Below are 16,308 nucleotides of genomic sequence, written 5' to 3'. Positions count from 1 at the left end.
AGTTTATACCATGGGATTCGAGTTGGAATTAATAAAGAGAATAGTAGCATTTTAGTGGAATGATAGTATTATACCTGAAATTTATAGATAAATGACAATATATACTGAATTAAATTAAGGAGGAAATTTCATGAGTCTATTTAAAGGAATTGGTGATGTATTTTTACATGTAAATGATTTACAGAAATCTGCTGAATGGTATGCGAAAATTTTAGGGGAGCCAAAGCCAGAAGTAAATACTTCTCACCCCGTACATTGGTTTGGACTCGGAAGCAGAGGCGTGTTATTAGATGATAATCGAAATAATCCGGATTATATAAGGCCTTCTTTTATGTTATTGACTAAAGATATCGACAGAGCTTATGATTGGATTAAAGATAATGATGGTATCATCGAAAAAGAGATTTCTAGAGATGATATGGTTTCGTTTTTTGTCTTCTCTGATATGGATAAAAATATGGTTATGGTCTGCGAACAGCATCAATAATAAACGAAAGCAAAGGTGAGTTATAACTATGGTGAAAACTATTCTGTTTGATTTCGATGGAACAATTGCGAATACTCTCCCATTGTGTTTTGAGGCATTTAGAACAGTATTTAAAGAGTTCGATCATATTTCTTTGACCAATGATGAGATAAAAGAGATGTTTGGACCATCTGAAACAGAAATAATTCAACTAAATGTTAAGCATCCAGATAAATTACAAGCGATTGAACGTTTTTATGAAGTATATGAAGCATTACATCAATCCTATGTTAAACCAATGATGGATCTTCACGATTTACTAGAGAAACTAGATACAAATGGTATGAATCTTGGAATTGTTACGGGTAAAGCAAAAAGAAGTTTAGATGTTTCTTTAAAACAATTAAGAATACAATCAAATTTTGATGTAGTCGTAACAGGAGATGATGTAATTAATCCCAAACCCAATGGAGAAGGTGTAATCAGGGCAATGGAAGAATTAAATGTTACTCCGGAAGAAGTATTGTTTGTTGGAGATAGTGAAGCAGATATTTTAGCTGGAAAAGAAGCCAATGTAACGACAGCTGGAGTTCATTGGAGTGAAGAAGTTCAGTCTGCTAATTTCACTACGAAACCAGATTATTATTTTACTAGAATAGAACAATTCAAAGTTGAATTATTTAAATAAAAGGAGACATCAATGAGTTATAAATGGTTACAGTGGGCAAAAAAAATACAAGCTATATCACAATCTGGTATGAGTTTTACACGAGATAAATTTGATCTAGAACGTTATGAGGAACTTATAAAACTTAGTTCAGAAATAATTGCTGAATATAGTGATTATGATATGGAAGCGGTGGAACAGTTATTTATGAAAAAACCTCTATTAACTTTTTAAGGTTGTAGAGGTTTTATTGATTTTTGAAACTTTTATTAATAGTGATACGTATGAAAAGTTGTAGAAAAATGTTAGGGGGTATCATGTTGTCAAAAGCAGCTATGGAACTAAAGAATGTTTCGAAACAAATTAAGAAAAAAGAAATCATCAAAGGGTTGAATTTTTCCATTGAAAAAGGAGAAGTTTTTGGATTTGTAGGTCCCAACGGAGCGGGTAAAACGACGACGATTCGTATGATGGTTGGTTTGATGGGTATTTCAGAAGGTGAAGTATTGATTCAAGGGAAATCAATTCAATCCGACTATAAGGAGGCAATTAAAGAAGTTGGCGCAATTGTAGAAAATCCGGAGATGTATCCATTCTTGTCTGGATGGAAGAATTTAAAACAATTTGCTCGAATGATGTCAGACGTAACGGATGAGCGAATAAAAGAAGTGATTCAATTAGTGGGCTTAGAAAAAGCGATTAACGAAAAAGCAGGACGTTATTCTTTAGGGATGCGTCAACGCTTAGGGATCGCACAAGCTTTGTTGCATCGACCATCTATTTTAATTTTAGATGAACCTACCAATGGTTTAGATCCAGCAGGTATTAGAGAAATCAGACAATACATACGTGCACTTGCGGAAAAAGAAAATGTGGCAGTCATTGTATCTAGTCATTTATTAACGGAAATTGAACTAATGTGTGATCGAATTGGTATTATTAAAAATGGAGAATTAATTGCAGTTGAATCTGTACGAGATGAGTCTAGTGAAGAAAATAAACAAGTGATGCAAATCACCACGGATAACCCAGATAAAGCGCAAGAAATTCTTGCCAGTAAAGAATCGTTATCCATTCATAAAGAAATGGACTCTATTACAGTTAATTGTGAACGAGATGAAATTCCATCTCTTTTAAAAGAACTACTTAATCAAGGAGTTCTTGTTTATGAAGTACAACAAGTAAAAGGGTCTCTAGAGGATAAATTCTTTGAACTGATTGGAGAGAATGTCATTGGGTAATTTTGTTAATCTAGTCAAAAATGAACAAATCAAAATCTATCACTTAAAATCTACATGGGCAATGTATATTCTTCTTACGTTATTTGTTGTTGGAGGGGCCTTAATTAGTAAGTTTTTTGGTCCAGAAGGTGTAGTTAGCTCGGATTTCCAACCAACTTTACATGAATATTACATGAATACACTAGGTGAAGTACCTGCATATGATGCTTGGGCCTTTCTATATGAAAATATGTTTCTTATATCAGTTATAAGTTTATTCACAATCATTATTGCATCGAGTATTATATCCAACGAATTTAAATGGGGAACGATTAAATTATTATTAATACGCCCTAGTACACGAGCAAAGATTCTATTATCTAAGTATGTTTCTGTATTTTTATTTGCTATTACGATTATGGCATTTATGATGATTTCTTCATTTATCATTGGTTTAATTATGTTTGGTGTGAATGGAGCTAATCCTACTTTAATAGTCGAATCTGGGATGAGTTTCACAGAAACTACCTATTTAGTTCAAATACAAAAGGATATGGTAATAGGTAGTGCTTCATTTATTCTCATAACTACATTAGCATTTACGATATCTACTTTGTTCCGAAGTAGTGCAATGGCAATCGGAATCTCGATCTTTTTACTTCTATCGAATCAAATGATCGCATTCTTTTTAAGCCAATATGATTGGGCGAAATACATTCTTTTCCTAAATATGGATTTAAATCAGTATACTGCAAATGGTACTCCATATATTGAAGGAATGACATTAGGTTTTTCGATTACGATGTTAATTATTTACTATATTATTTTTATAGCTATTTCGTGGTTTTCATTTACGAAAAGAGATGTTGCAGGAAATTAAAGCTACTCGCCAGTTTGATAGAACAACTTCATATTTATAGCAGTAACAGAATAATAGAATAATAGTTCAACATACAAGCGGATATGTTGGACTATTATTTTACAACAAATAAGGGGTGTGGGGATGGGACGTACATTTACAATTTTTAGTTTATTACTGTTGTTTTGGTTAATAGGTTGTTCGAAAGAAAATACGCAGCAGCCTAAAGAAGAGGAGAAGAAAGACAATAAAGAAAGTGATCCGATAATCAAGTTCATACAAGATAATAAGAAAAATGAGAATATAGCTTTTTCTTTGCACTGGAATGATCAGAATATAGTAGAGATTAATTCAAATAAAGATTTACCGTTAGCAAGTACGGCAAAAATCATCGTTGCGATTGAATATGCTAATCAAGCAGCAGAATCTCTAATTGATCCGACCGAAGAAATTGATTTAGAAGAATTGAATAAATATTATCTTCCATATACCGATGGGGGTGCTCATGAGGCTTGGTTGAGTCAATTTGAAAGTAGCACGGAATCTGTTTCATTAGAAGAGGTTGCAAAAGGAATGATTGGGTATAGCTCGAACGCGAATACAGACTATCTTATTGAAAGATTAGGTCTAGACGCCATTAATAATCGAGTTAATGAATTAAATTTATCCCACCATGAACCTTTGTATCCGTTTACTAGTACATTGTGGATTGGACATCACTTATTAAATGATGGTGTCAACGAAGAAGATTTAGTGAAATCATTGCGAAGTATGAGTGATGAAGCATACCGAAATACATCGATAGAGATCTTTGAAGAGTGGAAAAAGTCCTCTCTTACTGATCAAGAGAAGATGGAAGGTTTAGAAGTGCTAACCATGGATGTTCAACGTGTTTGGTCAGATAGATTACCAAAAGCATCTACGAACGATTATATTCAGATAATGGAAAAACTAAATGGTAAAGATTATTATTCTGAACAAGTTCACTCTTATTTAGATCCCGTCATGGAACAAATGATGAATAATCCTGTATATCAAACTGTCGCAGAGCATGCTGGTTTTAAAGGTGGTTCGACAGCATTTGTGTTTACATGGGCAATGTATGGTACAGATAACGAAGGAAATCAAATAGAAATGGCCTTCTTTTCGAATGATTTAAATTCACAGGAATTGGAACTATTAAGTGAGCACATAAGTAACTTTCAAGTGAAATTACTTACAGAAGAAGCATTCCGTGATGAAGTACAGGAACAATTTAATCGTTAGGGATTTAAAAACCCTTTTTGTATTTTGATAATAAATATAAGTATGGTTTTGATACAAGTCGAGATGGTAAATAATATTAGGTTATACAGCAATCGGGCCATATTGTTGAAGAGAAAGCTTACCAAAATAATTTTAGATAAACAATGTCTTTATTGTTGTAATCAATTTATTAATAGCGTCTAATTAACTTGCTTCTTCTAATTGCAGAGGCATTTCTTATGGAGATAAGTATTGCTAAGGACGTTGGGTCATGCTTTAAAATAATTTTGAATAACTTAGATGTATGCGGTAGGGTCAAGTGGTAAATGATATTTTGTTTAATCATTTATGCGGGATACTATTTCTCGTAAGCCTAGTATTAAATTTTAGCAATAAGATCGGAGTAGATAAGCATGAAATTAACAGTAAGTAAATTTGCTCAAATTGCTGATACAACCGTAAGGACATTAAGACATTATAGACAGCAGGGTGTTTTAGTACCAACAGAGAAAAATGAGAAACAGCAGAATGTATATACAATTAAAGAGTTTAAAAAGTTCCATAATATCCAAGTGCTGAAAAGGTTAGGACTATCACTAAGAGAGATTAAAGATTACTTTGAGGAACCTGAGTATTCTTTTGAAGAAATGATTGATATACAGGAAAAAGTATTAGTAAGGAAAAAAGAGGCGATTGACTATTCTTTGGAGATGATTGATCGAATTAAATCTATAAACGATGTAGATCGAAACAAAGAGTTGGATGTTGAGATCTCGATGTTACTTATGAATTTAATGCGGTTTGAAAAAGTTCAAAGAGATATATTCGGGGAGTATTACTCCAAAGAATTTGTCAATAAATACTTCCCAAAAGATAAATCGAAACAAAAAGAAATTGATAAACTCAATATGAACTTATTGAATATCGTTAATAATGCAGTTATCAATGATTATTCGCCTAATGAAGAATTAGTACAGGAAGAATTAAAAGAGTTGATGTTGCATAGCCCTTTAAAAGAGTTGAGTATAGAAACTGAAGAAACCAACGAAGAGTTATATGAAAAACTTGAACCATATATATCACTGTTGCCAAATGAAATGGTTAACTTTCTTGCCGGGGCGATTGAAGTTTTACTAGAAAGCCAGGAGTAAATAATCTTTAAGGTGTAAAAATAATATCAATAAATACTTGCGGAGGACGTTGCGTCTCACAGTAAAATTGAATTCATCAAGAAAAAATGAGGTGAATGACAATGACGCACGCGTCTGTATTTCGAAACCGAGCTTTTAATTTCATAATGGTTGCTGGTTTTTTGGCAATTATGGGTTATACCATGTTTTTTACGACGACCACTTGGTATGTCATATCTGAATTAGAATCGGCTGGATCATTAGGAATTGTCCTTATCGCAATTACCGTACCAAGATTAATGATGATGGCTTTTGGTGGAGTCGTCTCCGATAAATTTAAGAAAACCACGATTATGTTTAGTACGAGTCTAACACAGGGTATTTTATTATTAACAATCTTCCTGTTGAATTATTCAGATAATATGTCAATGTTTTCCTTAATCATCCTTGGGATGTTTTTTGGTACTTTAGATGCTTTCTCAGGACCAGCTAGTTCATCCTTAATCCCTAAAATTGTTCAAGAATCACAAATCCAACAGGCGAATGCCTTTTATCAAGGAGCCACCCAAATTGGTATTATTGCAGGTCCTGCTTTAGCGGGGGCTGTAATGGAAGCATCGAATGTAGCATCAAGTTATCTAGTTGCTACAATTGTAGTCTTTTTGTCGGCAGTTTTCATGTTTCCTCCGTTTCTAAAAGAAGGAGAGGTAGAAAATAAAGTTAAGCAGACACCGCTAAAAGACTTACAAGAAGGGTTCTCATATATTAAATCAAGAACCTTTCTACTAACAGGAATTTTAGTTCTGATTACATTAAACTTCTTTGCTTTTGGTGCGATACAAATAGGTATTCCAATTCTCGTCGAGTTATATGGAGGAACTCCAATAAATTTAAGTTATATAGAAGTTTCACTAGGATTAGGGATGTTATTTAGTTCAGGAATTATTGGGTCAATAAAGATTAAGCGAAGGGGACTAACATCAGTAATAGGGCTTATTATAACACTCATAGTTGCTGTTGTCTTTAGCCAAGTACCTAATCTTTATGTACTTACGGGACTCGCTTTTCTAATCGGTTTTTTCATGACCTTTGTTTCCATTCCATTCTTTTCCTCTGCTCAAGAAAGCACGGATGGACGAATTATGGGACGTGTTATGAGTGTTATCTTTTTAGCCATGAACGGTTTTGATCCGATTGCCTACGTAGGAGTGACGCTATTTGTTTCGAATGGGTTCGATATTCAAAACGTCATGTTGGCATTTTCTCTTACAGGTCTAATCATTGCTCTATTTATTTTGTGGAAAGGAAAAACCTATCGACAAGATAACACCCATTTACTAAAATCTAAGACGAAAAAACAATAAATCAGGGTTAGTAATATGAGCATCCTAAATACGCCTTAAGTTAGATTTATGAGGTGAATTGTATTAAAGCTATGCAAAGGGCGCTTTATAGAATTAAACTGGACCCTTTTTAAAATTCTTCAAAAAATGAGCTAGTAGTTCTCATTATTTTCTTGGAAAATCTAAAACAAAAAGCTTATGTTAAAGATAACTTATTAAATAAACGGGCGCTTTAGCTGAGTAAAGATGTTCATTTATTGGGCCAGATTATGGAATAACTTTTGTGTAACATGAAACATTTTGTCTTTGGGATTCGTAAGTCAATTGATGGTACTGATGAATCACTCTAAAGATATAGGAGGAGAAGCAATGAACTTAGACGGTTATTGGGAAGGGAAAATCGAGGTTCCAAACCAGCAACTCCCTATTATTGTGGAATTTGAAGAAGAGGATGGTAAGTTGAGTATTCCTGTTCAGGGATTGAATGATTGCCCGTTAAGTCATGTGAAAGTTGACGATTCTAGCGTATTTTTTGAAATGGAGATTCAAGGAGATATTCTCACTTTTGATGGTCAATTTGAAGAGGAAAAAATAAAAGGAATCTTTACTCAGCAAGGACGATCCTTTTCGTTTGAGTTGGTGAAAGGGAACTTAGACAATGCATCTGAACTTGTGGATAAAGATCTGACGGAAATAGAAGTTTCAGATGGTGTGATGAAAGGAAAAGTTGAGACTCCTGAAGGACAAGGACCTTTTCCGGTAGCGATAATCATTGCTGGTTCTGGTCCAACGGATAAAGACGGTAACTCTAAAGCATTGCCGGGGGAAAATAATAGTTTGAAAATGATCGCTGAAGATTTGGCCTCAGAAGGGATTGCAAGCATTCGTTATGACAAACGGGGAGTTGGAGATAACATGATTCTGGGAGGAAATGAAAAGGATCTACGCTTTGATGATTATATAGACGATGCTGTAGCATGGATGACATATGCTGAAAACAACGATTTGTTTTCTAGTGTGAGCGTGATTGGTCACAGTGAAGGATCATTAATTGGTATGGTGGCGTCTTATCAAGAGGATGCAGATGCATTTGTGTCGTTGGCGGGAGTAGGAAGGCAAGCCAATGATATTCTACATGAGCAATTAGAGACACAGCTTTCCGGTGACCTGTTGAAGGAAGCCAAGGAGATTTTGGATAACCTTAAACGTGGCGAAACCGTTAAAAATATCAGCTCGGAATTAAAAAGCATCTTTCGTCCTTCCGTTCAACCATATATGATGTCCTGGATGGAATATAATCCAAAGCAGGAGCTGGCCAAATTAGATTCCCCAATCCTGATTATCAATGGAACAAGAGATTTGCAGGTTCCGGTCTCTGATGCTGAGATCCTTTACAGTGCTAAGCCGAATTCCGAGTTTCTTATTATAGAGGATATGAACCATGTATTGAAAGAAGCACCTGCCGAGCAGAAGGGAAATTTAGCTACTTATTTTAATCCGGATATTCCTTTAGCAAAAGGTTTGATGAATTCAATTATTGATTTCCTGAAAGAGAACAGTAATCGTTAATTGTTCAATCAACGGGCGAGAATGGAATAAAAGTAGTTAAATGTGTAACTAAATCATTTAATGATGCAAATAGTACTAAAATTGATATTTAGGATAATTTTATTATAAAAGACTACTAACAGGAAAGGTGACGTAATGGCAAATAATTATAAGGGAAATGGTGGATTACTATGGAGGATTGTTCATAATGAGACAACTCTGTATGTTCAAGGCATCATTCATTTAGGCCATGAAGATTTCTATCCGCTTGCAACTGAAATTGAAAAGGCTTATGACAGTGCCGATGTAATTCTTCCAGAGATTAATGTGATAAAACCTGAAGTAAATGAAGAAGAAATTAATAAATTGGCTTTATTTCGTAAGGGGATGACATTGGATGAAGTTTTATCAGTGAAGTATATACAAAAACTTTCAGACATATTTTATGCGCAAGGATTGTCTCTAAAGAAATTTAATAAATATCAACCATGGTATATAGAAAGTTTATTAGGAGCATTCGTAAGAGAAAAAAGCGAGGTAGCACCAGAGTATGGGGTTGATTTATATTTCCTAAAACGAGCTTCAAACGATGGAAAAGAAATTATTGAATTAGAAACGGTTGAAGATCAATATAACGTTTTTAGTGGCTATAGTATAGATACACAAGTCCAAATGCTAGAACATACGATACAAACATATGAACAGCAAGCTGATTGGATAAACCAATTGGGATATAACTGGATACACAGCAACAGCAATAGCGGTAAAGAAGCACTAATTAAAATTGTATCTAATGACCTTGAGCGTGCTGATGGTGAGTATCAAAAAGAGATGAATGACACTCGCAATATGAATATGGTTAACAAACTTGATAAACTATTACAAAGTAATAGTGGAAAAACCTACTTCGTTATAGTCGGTTGTGGACATACGGTGATTAAGCCGAGTCTCCCAAGCGAACTTGAGGAAAAAGGATACAATGTTGAACGTGTCTATTAATACGAATAATAGATACACCAATAAAAAGCGTACTATAAATCCATTATCGGTAATCTTGAACAAAAACCTTACAAAACAATACTTTAGCACAGTATTGTTAAGGGAAGAGTTACATTTAAGTTTGGGATCTTCAATATCGAACTTCAGCAAACGAGCCGCTTTAACGGAATAAAAAAGCGTTCAAATTTGCATTATCGGGCAGTGAAAGAGGTGAGCCAAATATTTTTTGTCTCTAAGAAAGATGCTTTATACTCTGTTGTTATATGGGGAACCATAGTTTTGATTTTAAGTGTTGTTATTCGTTCTATTAGGGGTACCGTCAGGAAAAAGCGGATTTACAACGCTAAGCGCATTTTCCTGACGATTACCCCAATTTTAACAACGTTAAGACAGTTTTAGTGGTCTTAGAGAATCTAACTCAACCATTTTTTCAGAATTAAAACGGTACTCTCCTAGTAAATTTATATGCTCCCAGCCTAAAGGAGACATATGATGCAACAAATCTTCATTAAAATTACCTAAACCTTTTTGGTATTCAACTGCTTTTGTCAGATGTAGAGTATTCCAGACACTAATGGCGTTGATAATTATGTTTAAAGAACTGGCTCTTTGCAATTGATGCTGTATGGTTCCTTCTCTAAGCTCTCCTTGTTTTCCGAAGAAAATAGCTCTTGCCAGTCCATTCATGGCTTCTCCTTTATTCAATCCTTTTTGTATTTTTCTTCTTAGTGATTCATCCGAAATATAATTCAAAATAAAGATCGTTTTTTCTATTCGTCCCATCTCACGTAAGGCTGTAGCCAAGCTGTTTTGTCTTGAATAAGAACCTAGTTTCCCCATAATAAGGGATGCTGAAACTGTTCCTTCCCTTATAGAATGAGCTAATCGCAAAACATCCTCATAATTTTCTTTAATGACCTTTGTATTTATTTGTCCACGTAAAATGGCTTCTAATTTTGGATATTCACTTGCTTTATCTATTGTAAATAATTTCGAGTCTGATAAATCTCTTATTCTTGGGGCAAATTTAAATCCTAATAAATGAGTTAGTCCGAATATTTGGTCTGTGTAACCGGCTGTGTCTGTATAATGCTCTTCTATATTTAGATCCGTCTCATGGTGCAACAAACCATCCAAAACATGAATCGCATCCCTTGAATTAGTATGAATAATCTTTGTGTAGTAAGAAGAGAATTGATCACTGGTAAAACGGTAGATGGTGGCTCCTTTTCCAGTTCCATAATGTGGATTTGCATCTGCATGTAATGACGAAACACCGAGCTGCATTCTCATACCATCTGACGAAGATGTTGTGCCGTCACCCCAGTGGAAAGGCAAATGTAATTTGTGATGAAAATTTACTAATACGGCTTGTGCTTTATTCATTGCTTCTTCATACATGCGCCATTGAGATACATTGGCTAATTGCTTATATGTAATTCCGGGTGTTGCTTCAGCCATCTTGCTCATACCAATATTCATTCCCATTCCTAAAAGGGCAGCCATAATAATAATTGTTTCTTCTTTATCCGGTTTTCGATTATTGGAAGCATGAGTAAATTGCTTATGAAATCCTGTTATATAAGCAACATCCATGAGTAAATCGGTTAATTTTATTCTTGGCAGCATCTGGTAAAGGCTTGCACTAAATTTTTTTGCTTCTTCTGGAACACCCTTTTCTAAACGTGCAAGTGACAGCTTTCCTTTGTCAAGAGAAACTCCGTCCAACTTGTTGGAATTGGCAGCTAACCACTTTAACCTTTCATTAAGGCTGCTGGTTCTCTCCGTCATATAATCTTCGAATGATAAACTGACTGATAATCTCGTTTTCTCCTTCGTTTGATTCCATGTATCTTCTGAAAACAAATATTCCTCAAAATCTCTATATTGTCTGCTACCAACAATAGAAACATCTCCTGCCCGAACATGCTCCCGAAGTTCTGTTAAAACAGCCATTTCATAGTAATGACGATTAATTGTTGTACCATCCTCCTCGTATAAATGCTTTTTCCAACGTTTTGAAATAAAATCCACAGGTGAGTCATCAGGTACTTTTCGCTTTCCGGATTCATTCATTCCTCGGATAATCTCAACGGCCTGTAAAAGTGGCTCATTTGCCTTTGTAGAATGAAATTCCAATACCTTTAATAACGTTGGCGTATATTTTCTTAGTGAATAAAATCGTTTTTGCAGTAAGTCTAAATAATCATAGTCGGCAGGACGTGCAAGCTCCTGAGCTTCTTCGACCGAAGAGACAAAAGAATTCCATTCGATAACGGATTCTAAAACCTCGAAAACGTCTAATTTTTCCTTTTTTGCTTTGATTAAAGCTTGTCCGATGTTCGTAAAGTGTATAACTTTCTCATTCAGCTTTTTACCGTTTTGTTTCTGAATTTCCTCTTGAGCCTTACGGCCTTTTGATAACAGACTAAGTATTTGTCTGTCATGAATTTCAAAAGCCTTATCCGTTAACTCCTGAGTAAGATGTAATAAATAGACTGTTAATATCGAATATCGTTTATTTTCTTGAAAATCACGGAATGCATAAGGCTCATATCTTGAACCTAAACGAGATAGCTGTAACAGGCGATTGCGATGCAAATGGCTAATTTTTACCGTCTCCAATTCTATTTCCCGTATGTATTCGAGTCGTTCTATTACTTTTAGAAATGTTTCGGGTGAAGGATGACCCGGTGGTTCCTTTAACCAACCCAATATTGTTTTATTGGATTCGGATGGATGCTGCGAAGTAATGATTTCTTCAAGCTTTTCTTTTTGCTTATTTGTTAGGGATTGACTAACCATATTAAACAACTTTTTTTCAGCTATTTCTCTCGCCTCCCAAACTATTCTTTCAAGTGTAGTGATAGCAGGCAGTATGATTTTGTTTTTTCTTAGAAAATCTATGCATTCATGTAATAGATGAATGGCATCACCATTTTCCAAAGCTATTTGATGAAGATACTTAAATGTCATTCGATATTCTTTCAGAGTAAAAGTTACAAAGTCGTATTCAATTCGAATTTCTTTCAAATGATCCCAAAGTGTATTTTCTCTTTGAGGATAATGACTAAGCGAGGATGGATTGGTACCAATTTGTTTCGATATATAATGTATGACCGAATCTGGGATGCTTTTGATATGGGTGTATGGCCAACCGGGATACCGAAGAACAGCTAATTGAATAGCAAACCCTAAACGATTTTCCTCTCTCCTTCGCTTATTAATAATTTCCAAGTCCCGTTTGGAAAAAGTGTAGTAGGTTCCCATTACCCACTCATCTTCAGGAATTTGCATAAGAGCCAGTCTTTGATCTGGCGTAAGTAATTCTCTTCCTCTCGCAATTTTCATATTGTATCATCCCATCTCTGCAATTATTCAGTTTATTAGTACAATTATATACCAATAGAGTGTACTCTATTGATACAAGTCTAGTAGACTGATAAAATCATAGTTAAGAGTGTCTCATAAGACTTATCTCAAAAGTGAGGTGATATTTTGCGGAAAATCGGTTATATTCGTGTCAGTTCGACTAGCCAAAATCCTTCAAGGCAATTTCAGCAGCTGAACGAGATCGGAATGGATATTATATATGAAGAGAAAGTTTCAGGAGCAACAAAGGATCGAGAGCAACTTCAACAAATGTTAGAGAATTTACAAAAAGATGACATTATTTATGTGACAGACTTAACTCGGATCACTCGTAGTACACAGGATTTATTTGTATTAATTGATGATATAAGAGGTAAAAAGGTAAGTTTAAAATCATTAAAAGATTCATGGCTAGATTTATCAGAAGATAATCCATACAGCCAATTCTTAATTACGGTAATGGCTGGAGTTAACCAATTAGAGAGAGATCTTATTCGTATGCGACAACGTGAAGGGATTGAGTTAGCTAAAAAGGAAGGAAAGTTTAAAGGACGGTTAAAGAAGTATCATAAAAATCATGCTGGAATGAATTACGCGGTGAAGCTGTATAAAGAAGGAAGTATGACTGTAAATCAAATTTGTGAAATTACAAATGTCTCTAGAGCTTCATTATATAGAAAGCTGTCGGAAGGGAAACAATAATCGTTAATTATTCCACCATAAGAAATGTGGCTTTTTAAGTAATCGGACCGATATTGAGAAGTATTACACTTAATCTGAAAAATGCATCACCTCAGTTTTTCGTGTATAAAAAAAGGACCGGTTTCCCGATCCTTTACTCACATATCTTGTTGCATATTTAGTCTTCATCAGACGAAGGATATGTCTTGTCAACTAAATCCAGCCCGTAATCTTCCAGCTTGCCATTAACCGCATTCCATGCCCATTCGGATATAGACATATCCACATTTTCAAATTTGGTATGAAAATCAGGTGTTGCTATTATGGTATGCATTGTTAAATTTCGTGGGTCATCGTACCATGGTAACCCATCCCAAATAAACAAATATGCACCAGCTTGCTCTTTGAATTTCGGTATCGTTTCCTTTAATTTTTGCTGATATATATCTGCTCTTTCTTCATCTGTCTCCATATTTCCTGTATCAAAATAATTTTGTACCTTTGCTAAATCTCCATCTCGAGTAGATGAATCAAATAAAATATTAACCTCATCTCCCCACTTTTCATGTAATGCAGTTAAACTGTCTAACGTAATATTATTGGATACTAATCGATCAGATATATGTTTTGGTGATTTCCAAACATCTGTTGCAATACTATGCCAATCATCATTTAGAAGCAAAGATGAATCTGCCAAAACCGTCTTACTCGTTGCGTTTGGAAAATAATTGCTAAATACATCATCGGCAAGTAAAGATGCGCCAAACCCACCGGCACTGTAGCCTGTAACTAAAACCGCATCGGGATTATCGATACCGGCATGTTCCATAGCTTCCTTCATCGCACCTGTGAAATTGGTATATCCATTATGGTAGAGCGTTTTTTCATCTCCGTCTTTGTCTGTATACTTGAATTCTCCGGTTCCTGCATGAAAATCGCCTGTTGCATACGGGAACGCAATGACAGTCCAGTCTTTAAAAGGATTATCATCTGTTGCGGTTGCGATTCCGCCCATGTTCATGGTTAAATTTGCCACAGCATCTATAGAAATTCGTTTTGTATTATAAGTTTCTTCCCTTGCCATTTCTTCATTAACGCTGACTCCGCCACCTGCGAAGTAAACAATCACTTTATTTTCACTGCCTTTTTTGAACAGTGCACGATATTTGCTTCCATCTGATGATTTCATTTCATCAGTTGTAACACGATACCATTTGTCAACTTTCGGATCATCTTTTAATTCGGGATATTGCAAGACAAATAGATAGACACCCAACAAGACAATCAAAATGAAAGCCAATATAATACTCAGGATTTTCAATACTTTCTTCATAATGATACCTCCAATAATTTTACAGGCATATAGGTATCAAGTTATTCTACTCAATGCGTGCCTTAATTTCATTCCATACTTTTGTATATTGTTCCTTGTTTGTACTGATTGATAGTGCCTCCTGCATTGTAGAATCCATTTCTTCTAATGAATGATTTTCTACCCATGTACTTAGTTCATCAGCGACTTCCTTCTGGTAGATGGCAAGAGAGCCATAGACCGTATCATCGATTCCCTTGTGTGCGGGCAACTGTTTGCTGTTGCCTGCATATCTTTCCAACAACAAGAGGAGCTTCTCTGGTACTAGCTTTTCTGTATTTTTTAAAGTTTTATCCATCATATCCTTTAAGTATGGCATGGTATCATAGCCGCCAGTTGTGGTAGGTGCTGAATGACTTCCTTTTGCACTGATAGGACCGTCATCAATCACATTGATGGTCAATATTTTTTCACTATATGGCATTTTTCCCGCTACTACGTTGTTCTTAAATACATATTTATTAACGGACATTTCATTCTGGTTTGCTAATTGTTCAAGCGAAGAACTTAATATCCCAGGATAGTTGTCCTCTAAGCTGGCATTAAAACCTTTCGGCAATGTTCCGTCATTATCGTCATAGGTGTATTTATTTGTTATTTGGTCGACAGGTACCAATATGTCAGCTGTATTATGGTTTATAACAACTGGACTGCTGAAGGATTTTGCCATACTAACTGGGGATAATGCTTCCCATAAAGGGTCATTTTCTTTCGGTAGAATGTCATTAATAGGCTGAAACGATTTTGATATCATACCCTGCACCGGCATTTTAAAATTAAATAATCCGGAGTTGCGGTTAACTTCATCAGCCTTCGGAAAATAAACATGAGCATTAAAGTAAATATTTGCGATTGGTGAATTTGCAATCGAAGCAACCGTTCCCATGTGAAGTTGGCTCAGCATTAAGGTCGTGTATCCTCCTGCACTGCCTCCAACCATTGCTATTCTTTGCTTATCAATTCCATTCATATTTCTTAGCGTATATAGTGCCGCATTATTGAAAACCAAATCATCTGTAGCTAATATTCCGTTATATTCATTTTTCACATTATACGGTGAAGCTACTGCCCAACCGTTTTTTATATAAGCTACAAAATCAGCAGTATTTTTATCTACTGCATAATGCGGAACAAATATAACGGGATGATCTCCTTGCACATTTGACGGCTTGTATAAAACAATCTGCCTTGTATCGATTTCACCATTAGCTTTAATGTATTTAATATCAATGATTTCTTTTTGAAATTCATCTTCTGATAAAGTCTCGATGGCATCGTTTCCTTGTAATGTTAATGCCGCAACCAAATCTTCACCAAATATATCTTTGAATTTTGAAAATGCAGATAATCCACACACACAACAAAAAACAAACACACACAAAATAACCCATAAGAGCTTTTTCATA

14 protein-coding genes are annotated in these 16,308 nt (G+C 35.0%); 11 read left to right on the top strand and 3 right to left on the bottom strand.

Annotation, left to right across the window (positions count from 1 at the left end; genetic code table 11):
• Positions 1–130: 130 nt before the first annotated feature.
• The 10 genes from ABC346_RS13985 to ABC346_RS13940 all read left to right on the top strand — a co-directional run bounded on the left by ABC346_RS13985 (position 131) and on the right by ABC346_RS13940 (position 9,477).
• On the top strand, positions 131–487 hold the full coding sequence (locus ABC346_RS13985) for a VOC family protein (protein WP_413235424.1): 357 nt from the start codon (positions 131–133) through the stop codon (positions 485–487).
• A gap of 28 nt (positions 488–515) precedes the next feature.
• Positions 516–1,154, top strand: coding sequence for an HAD family hydrolase (locus tag ABC346_RS13980; protein WP_413235423.1), 639 nt, complete (start codon positions 516–518; stop codon positions 1,152–1,154).
• A gap of 12 nt (positions 1,155–1,166) precedes the next feature.
• Complete coding sequence (locus tag ABC346_RS13975; RefSeq protein WP_413235422.1) at positions 1,167–1,367, top strand: NUDIX hydrolase N-terminal domain-containing protein; 201 nt, start codon at positions 1,167–1,169, stop codon at positions 1,365–1,367.
• Positions 1,368–1,453: 86 nt separating this feature from the next.
• Positions 1,454–2,374 (top strand): ABC transporter ATP-binding protein, encoded by a 921-nt coding sequence (locus tag ABC346_RS13970; RefSeq protein ID WP_413235421.1) that lies wholly within the window; start codon positions 1,454–1,456, stop codon positions 2,372–2,374.
• Positions 2,367–3,233 (top strand): DUF2705 family protein, encoded by an 867-nt coding sequence (locus tag ABC346_RS13965; RefSeq protein ID WP_413235420.1) that lies wholly within the window; start codon positions 2,367–2,369, stop codon positions 3,231–3,233. The genes ABC346_RS13970 and ABC346_RS13965 overlap by 8 nt, the downstream gene beginning before the upstream one ends.
• A gap of 123 nt (positions 3,234–3,356) precedes the next feature.
• Positions 3,357–4,478 carry a serine hydrolase gene (locus ABC346_RS13960; protein WP_413235419.1) on the top strand — a complete coding sequence of 374 codons (1,122 nt, stop codon included), beginning with the start codon at positions 3,357–3,359 and terminating at the stop codon, positions 4,476–4,478.
• Positions 4,479–4,870: 392 nt separating this feature from the next.
• The gene (locus tag ABC346_RS13955; protein ID WP_413235418.1) at positions 4,871–5,608 is read left to right on the top strand and encodes a MerR family transcriptional regulator; all 738 of its coding nucleotides are present in this window, start codon (positions 4,871–4,873) and stop codon (positions 5,606–5,608) included.
• Between the two features lie 101 nt (positions 5,609–5,709).
• The gene (locus ABC346_RS13950) at positions 5,710–6,951 is read left to right on the top strand and encodes an MFS transporter (protein ID WP_413235417.1); all 1,242 of its coding nucleotides are present in this window, start codon (positions 5,710–5,712) and stop codon (positions 6,949–6,951) included.
• Between the two features lie 348 nt (positions 6,952–7,299).
• Complete coding sequence (locus ABC346_RS13945; protein ID WP_413235416.1) at positions 7,300–8,499, top strand: alpha/beta hydrolase family protein; 1,200 nt, start codon at positions 7,300–7,302, stop codon at positions 8,497–8,499.
• A 135-nt stretch (positions 8,500–8,634) separates the two neighbouring features.
• The gene (locus ABC346_RS13940) at positions 8,635–9,477 is read left to right on the top strand and encodes a TraB/GumN family protein (RefSeq protein ID WP_413235415.1); all 843 of its coding nucleotides are present in this window, start codon (positions 8,635–8,637) and stop codon (positions 9,475–9,477) included.
• 384 nt (positions 9,478–9,861) lie between these two features.
• Here the strand turns inward: ABC346_RS13940 and ABC346_RS13935 are convergent, their stop codons facing one another.
• Entirely contained in the window at positions 9,862–12,828 is a 2,967-nt protein-coding gene (locus ABC346_RS13935) for a Tn3 family transposase (RefSeq protein ID WP_413235414.1), read from the bottom strand.
• A gap of 147 nt (positions 12,829–12,975) precedes the next feature.
• On the opposite strand from ABC346_RS13935, the gene ABC346_RS13930 reads away from it, so the two are divergent.
• Positions 12,976–13,551, top strand: coding sequence for a recombinase family protein (locus ABC346_RS13930; RefSeq protein ID WP_413235413.1), 576 nt, complete (start codon positions 12,976–12,978; stop codon positions 13,549–13,551).
• A 157-nt stretch (positions 13,552–13,708) separates the two neighbouring features.
• On the opposite strand, the gene ABC346_RS13925 is transcribed toward ABC346_RS13930, so the two are convergent.
• Both ABC346_RS13925 and ABC346_RS13920 read right to left on the bottom strand, forming a co-directional pair.
• Positions 13,709–14,863, bottom strand: a complete 1,155-nt coding sequence (locus tag ABC346_RS13925; protein WP_413235412.1) for a pectin acetylesterase-family hydrolase — start codon at positions 14,861–14,863, stop codon at positions 13,709–13,711.
• 46 nt (positions 14,864–14,909) lie between these two features.
• On the bottom strand, positions 14,910–16,307 hold the full coding sequence (locus ABC346_RS13920) for an alpha/beta hydrolase family protein (protein WP_413235411.1): 1,398 nt from the start codon (positions 16,305–16,307) through the stop codon (positions 14,910–14,912).
• Between the last annotated feature and the right edge of the window lies 1 nt (position 16,308).

Origin of the sequence: Oceanobacillus phoenicis, from assembly GCF_047238145.1 — a bacterium.
Taxonomy (GTDB): Bacteria; Bacillota; Bacilli; order Bacillales; family Amphibacillaceae; genus Oceanobacillus.
The sequence above is the reverse complement of the archived record's forward strand: the minus strand, read 5'-3'. Positions and strand labels throughout refer to the sequence as shown.

What these genes read in the sequence shown, in the direction of transcription:
- ABC346_RS13985 (WP_413235424.1), top strand. Translation starts at nt 131, where the DNA reads ATGAGTCTATTTAAAGGAATTGGTGATGTATTTTTACATGTAAATGAT.
- ABC346_RS13980 (WP_413235423.1), top strand. Translation starts at nt 516, where the DNA reads ATGGTGAAAACTATTCTGTTTGATTTCGATGGAACAATTGCGAATACT.
- ABC346_RS13975 (WP_413235422.1), top strand. Translation starts at nt 1,167, where the DNA reads ATGAGTTATAAATGGTTACAGTGGGCAAAAAAAATACAAGCTATATCA.
- ABC346_RS13960 (WP_413235419.1), top strand. Translation starts at nt 3,357, where the DNA reads ATGGGACGTACATTTACAATTTTTAGTTTATTACTGTTGTTTTGGTTA.
- ABC346_RS13955 (WP_413235418.1), top strand. Translation starts at nt 4,871, where the DNA reads ATGAAATTAACAGTAAGTAAATTTGCTCAAATTGCTGATACAACCGTA.
- ABC346_RS13950 (WP_413235417.1), top strand. Translation starts at nt 5,710, where the DNA reads ATGACGCACGCGTCTGTATTTCGAAACCGAGCTTTTAATTTCATAATG.
- ABC346_RS13945 (WP_413235416.1), top strand. Translation starts at nt 7,300, where the DNA reads ATGAACTTAGACGGTTATTGGGAAGGGAAAATCGAGGTTCCAAACCAG.
- ABC346_RS13940 (WP_413235415.1), top strand. Translation starts at nt 8,635, where the DNA reads ATGGCAAATAATTATAAGGGAAATGGTGGATTACTATGGAGGATTGTT.
- ABC346_RS13935 (WP_413235414.1), bottom strand. Translation starts at nt 12,828, where the DNA reads ATGAAAATTGCGAGAGGAAGAGAATTACTTACGCCAGATCAAAGACTG.
- ABC346_RS13925 (WP_413235412.1), bottom strand. Translation starts at nt 14,863, where the DNA reads ATGAAGAAAGTATTGAAAATCCTGAGTATTATATTGGCTTTCATTTTG.
- ABC346_RS13920 (WP_413235411.1), bottom strand. Translation starts at nt 16,307, where the DNA reads ATGAAAAAGCTCTTATGGGTTATTTTGTGTGTGTTTGTTTTTTGTTGT.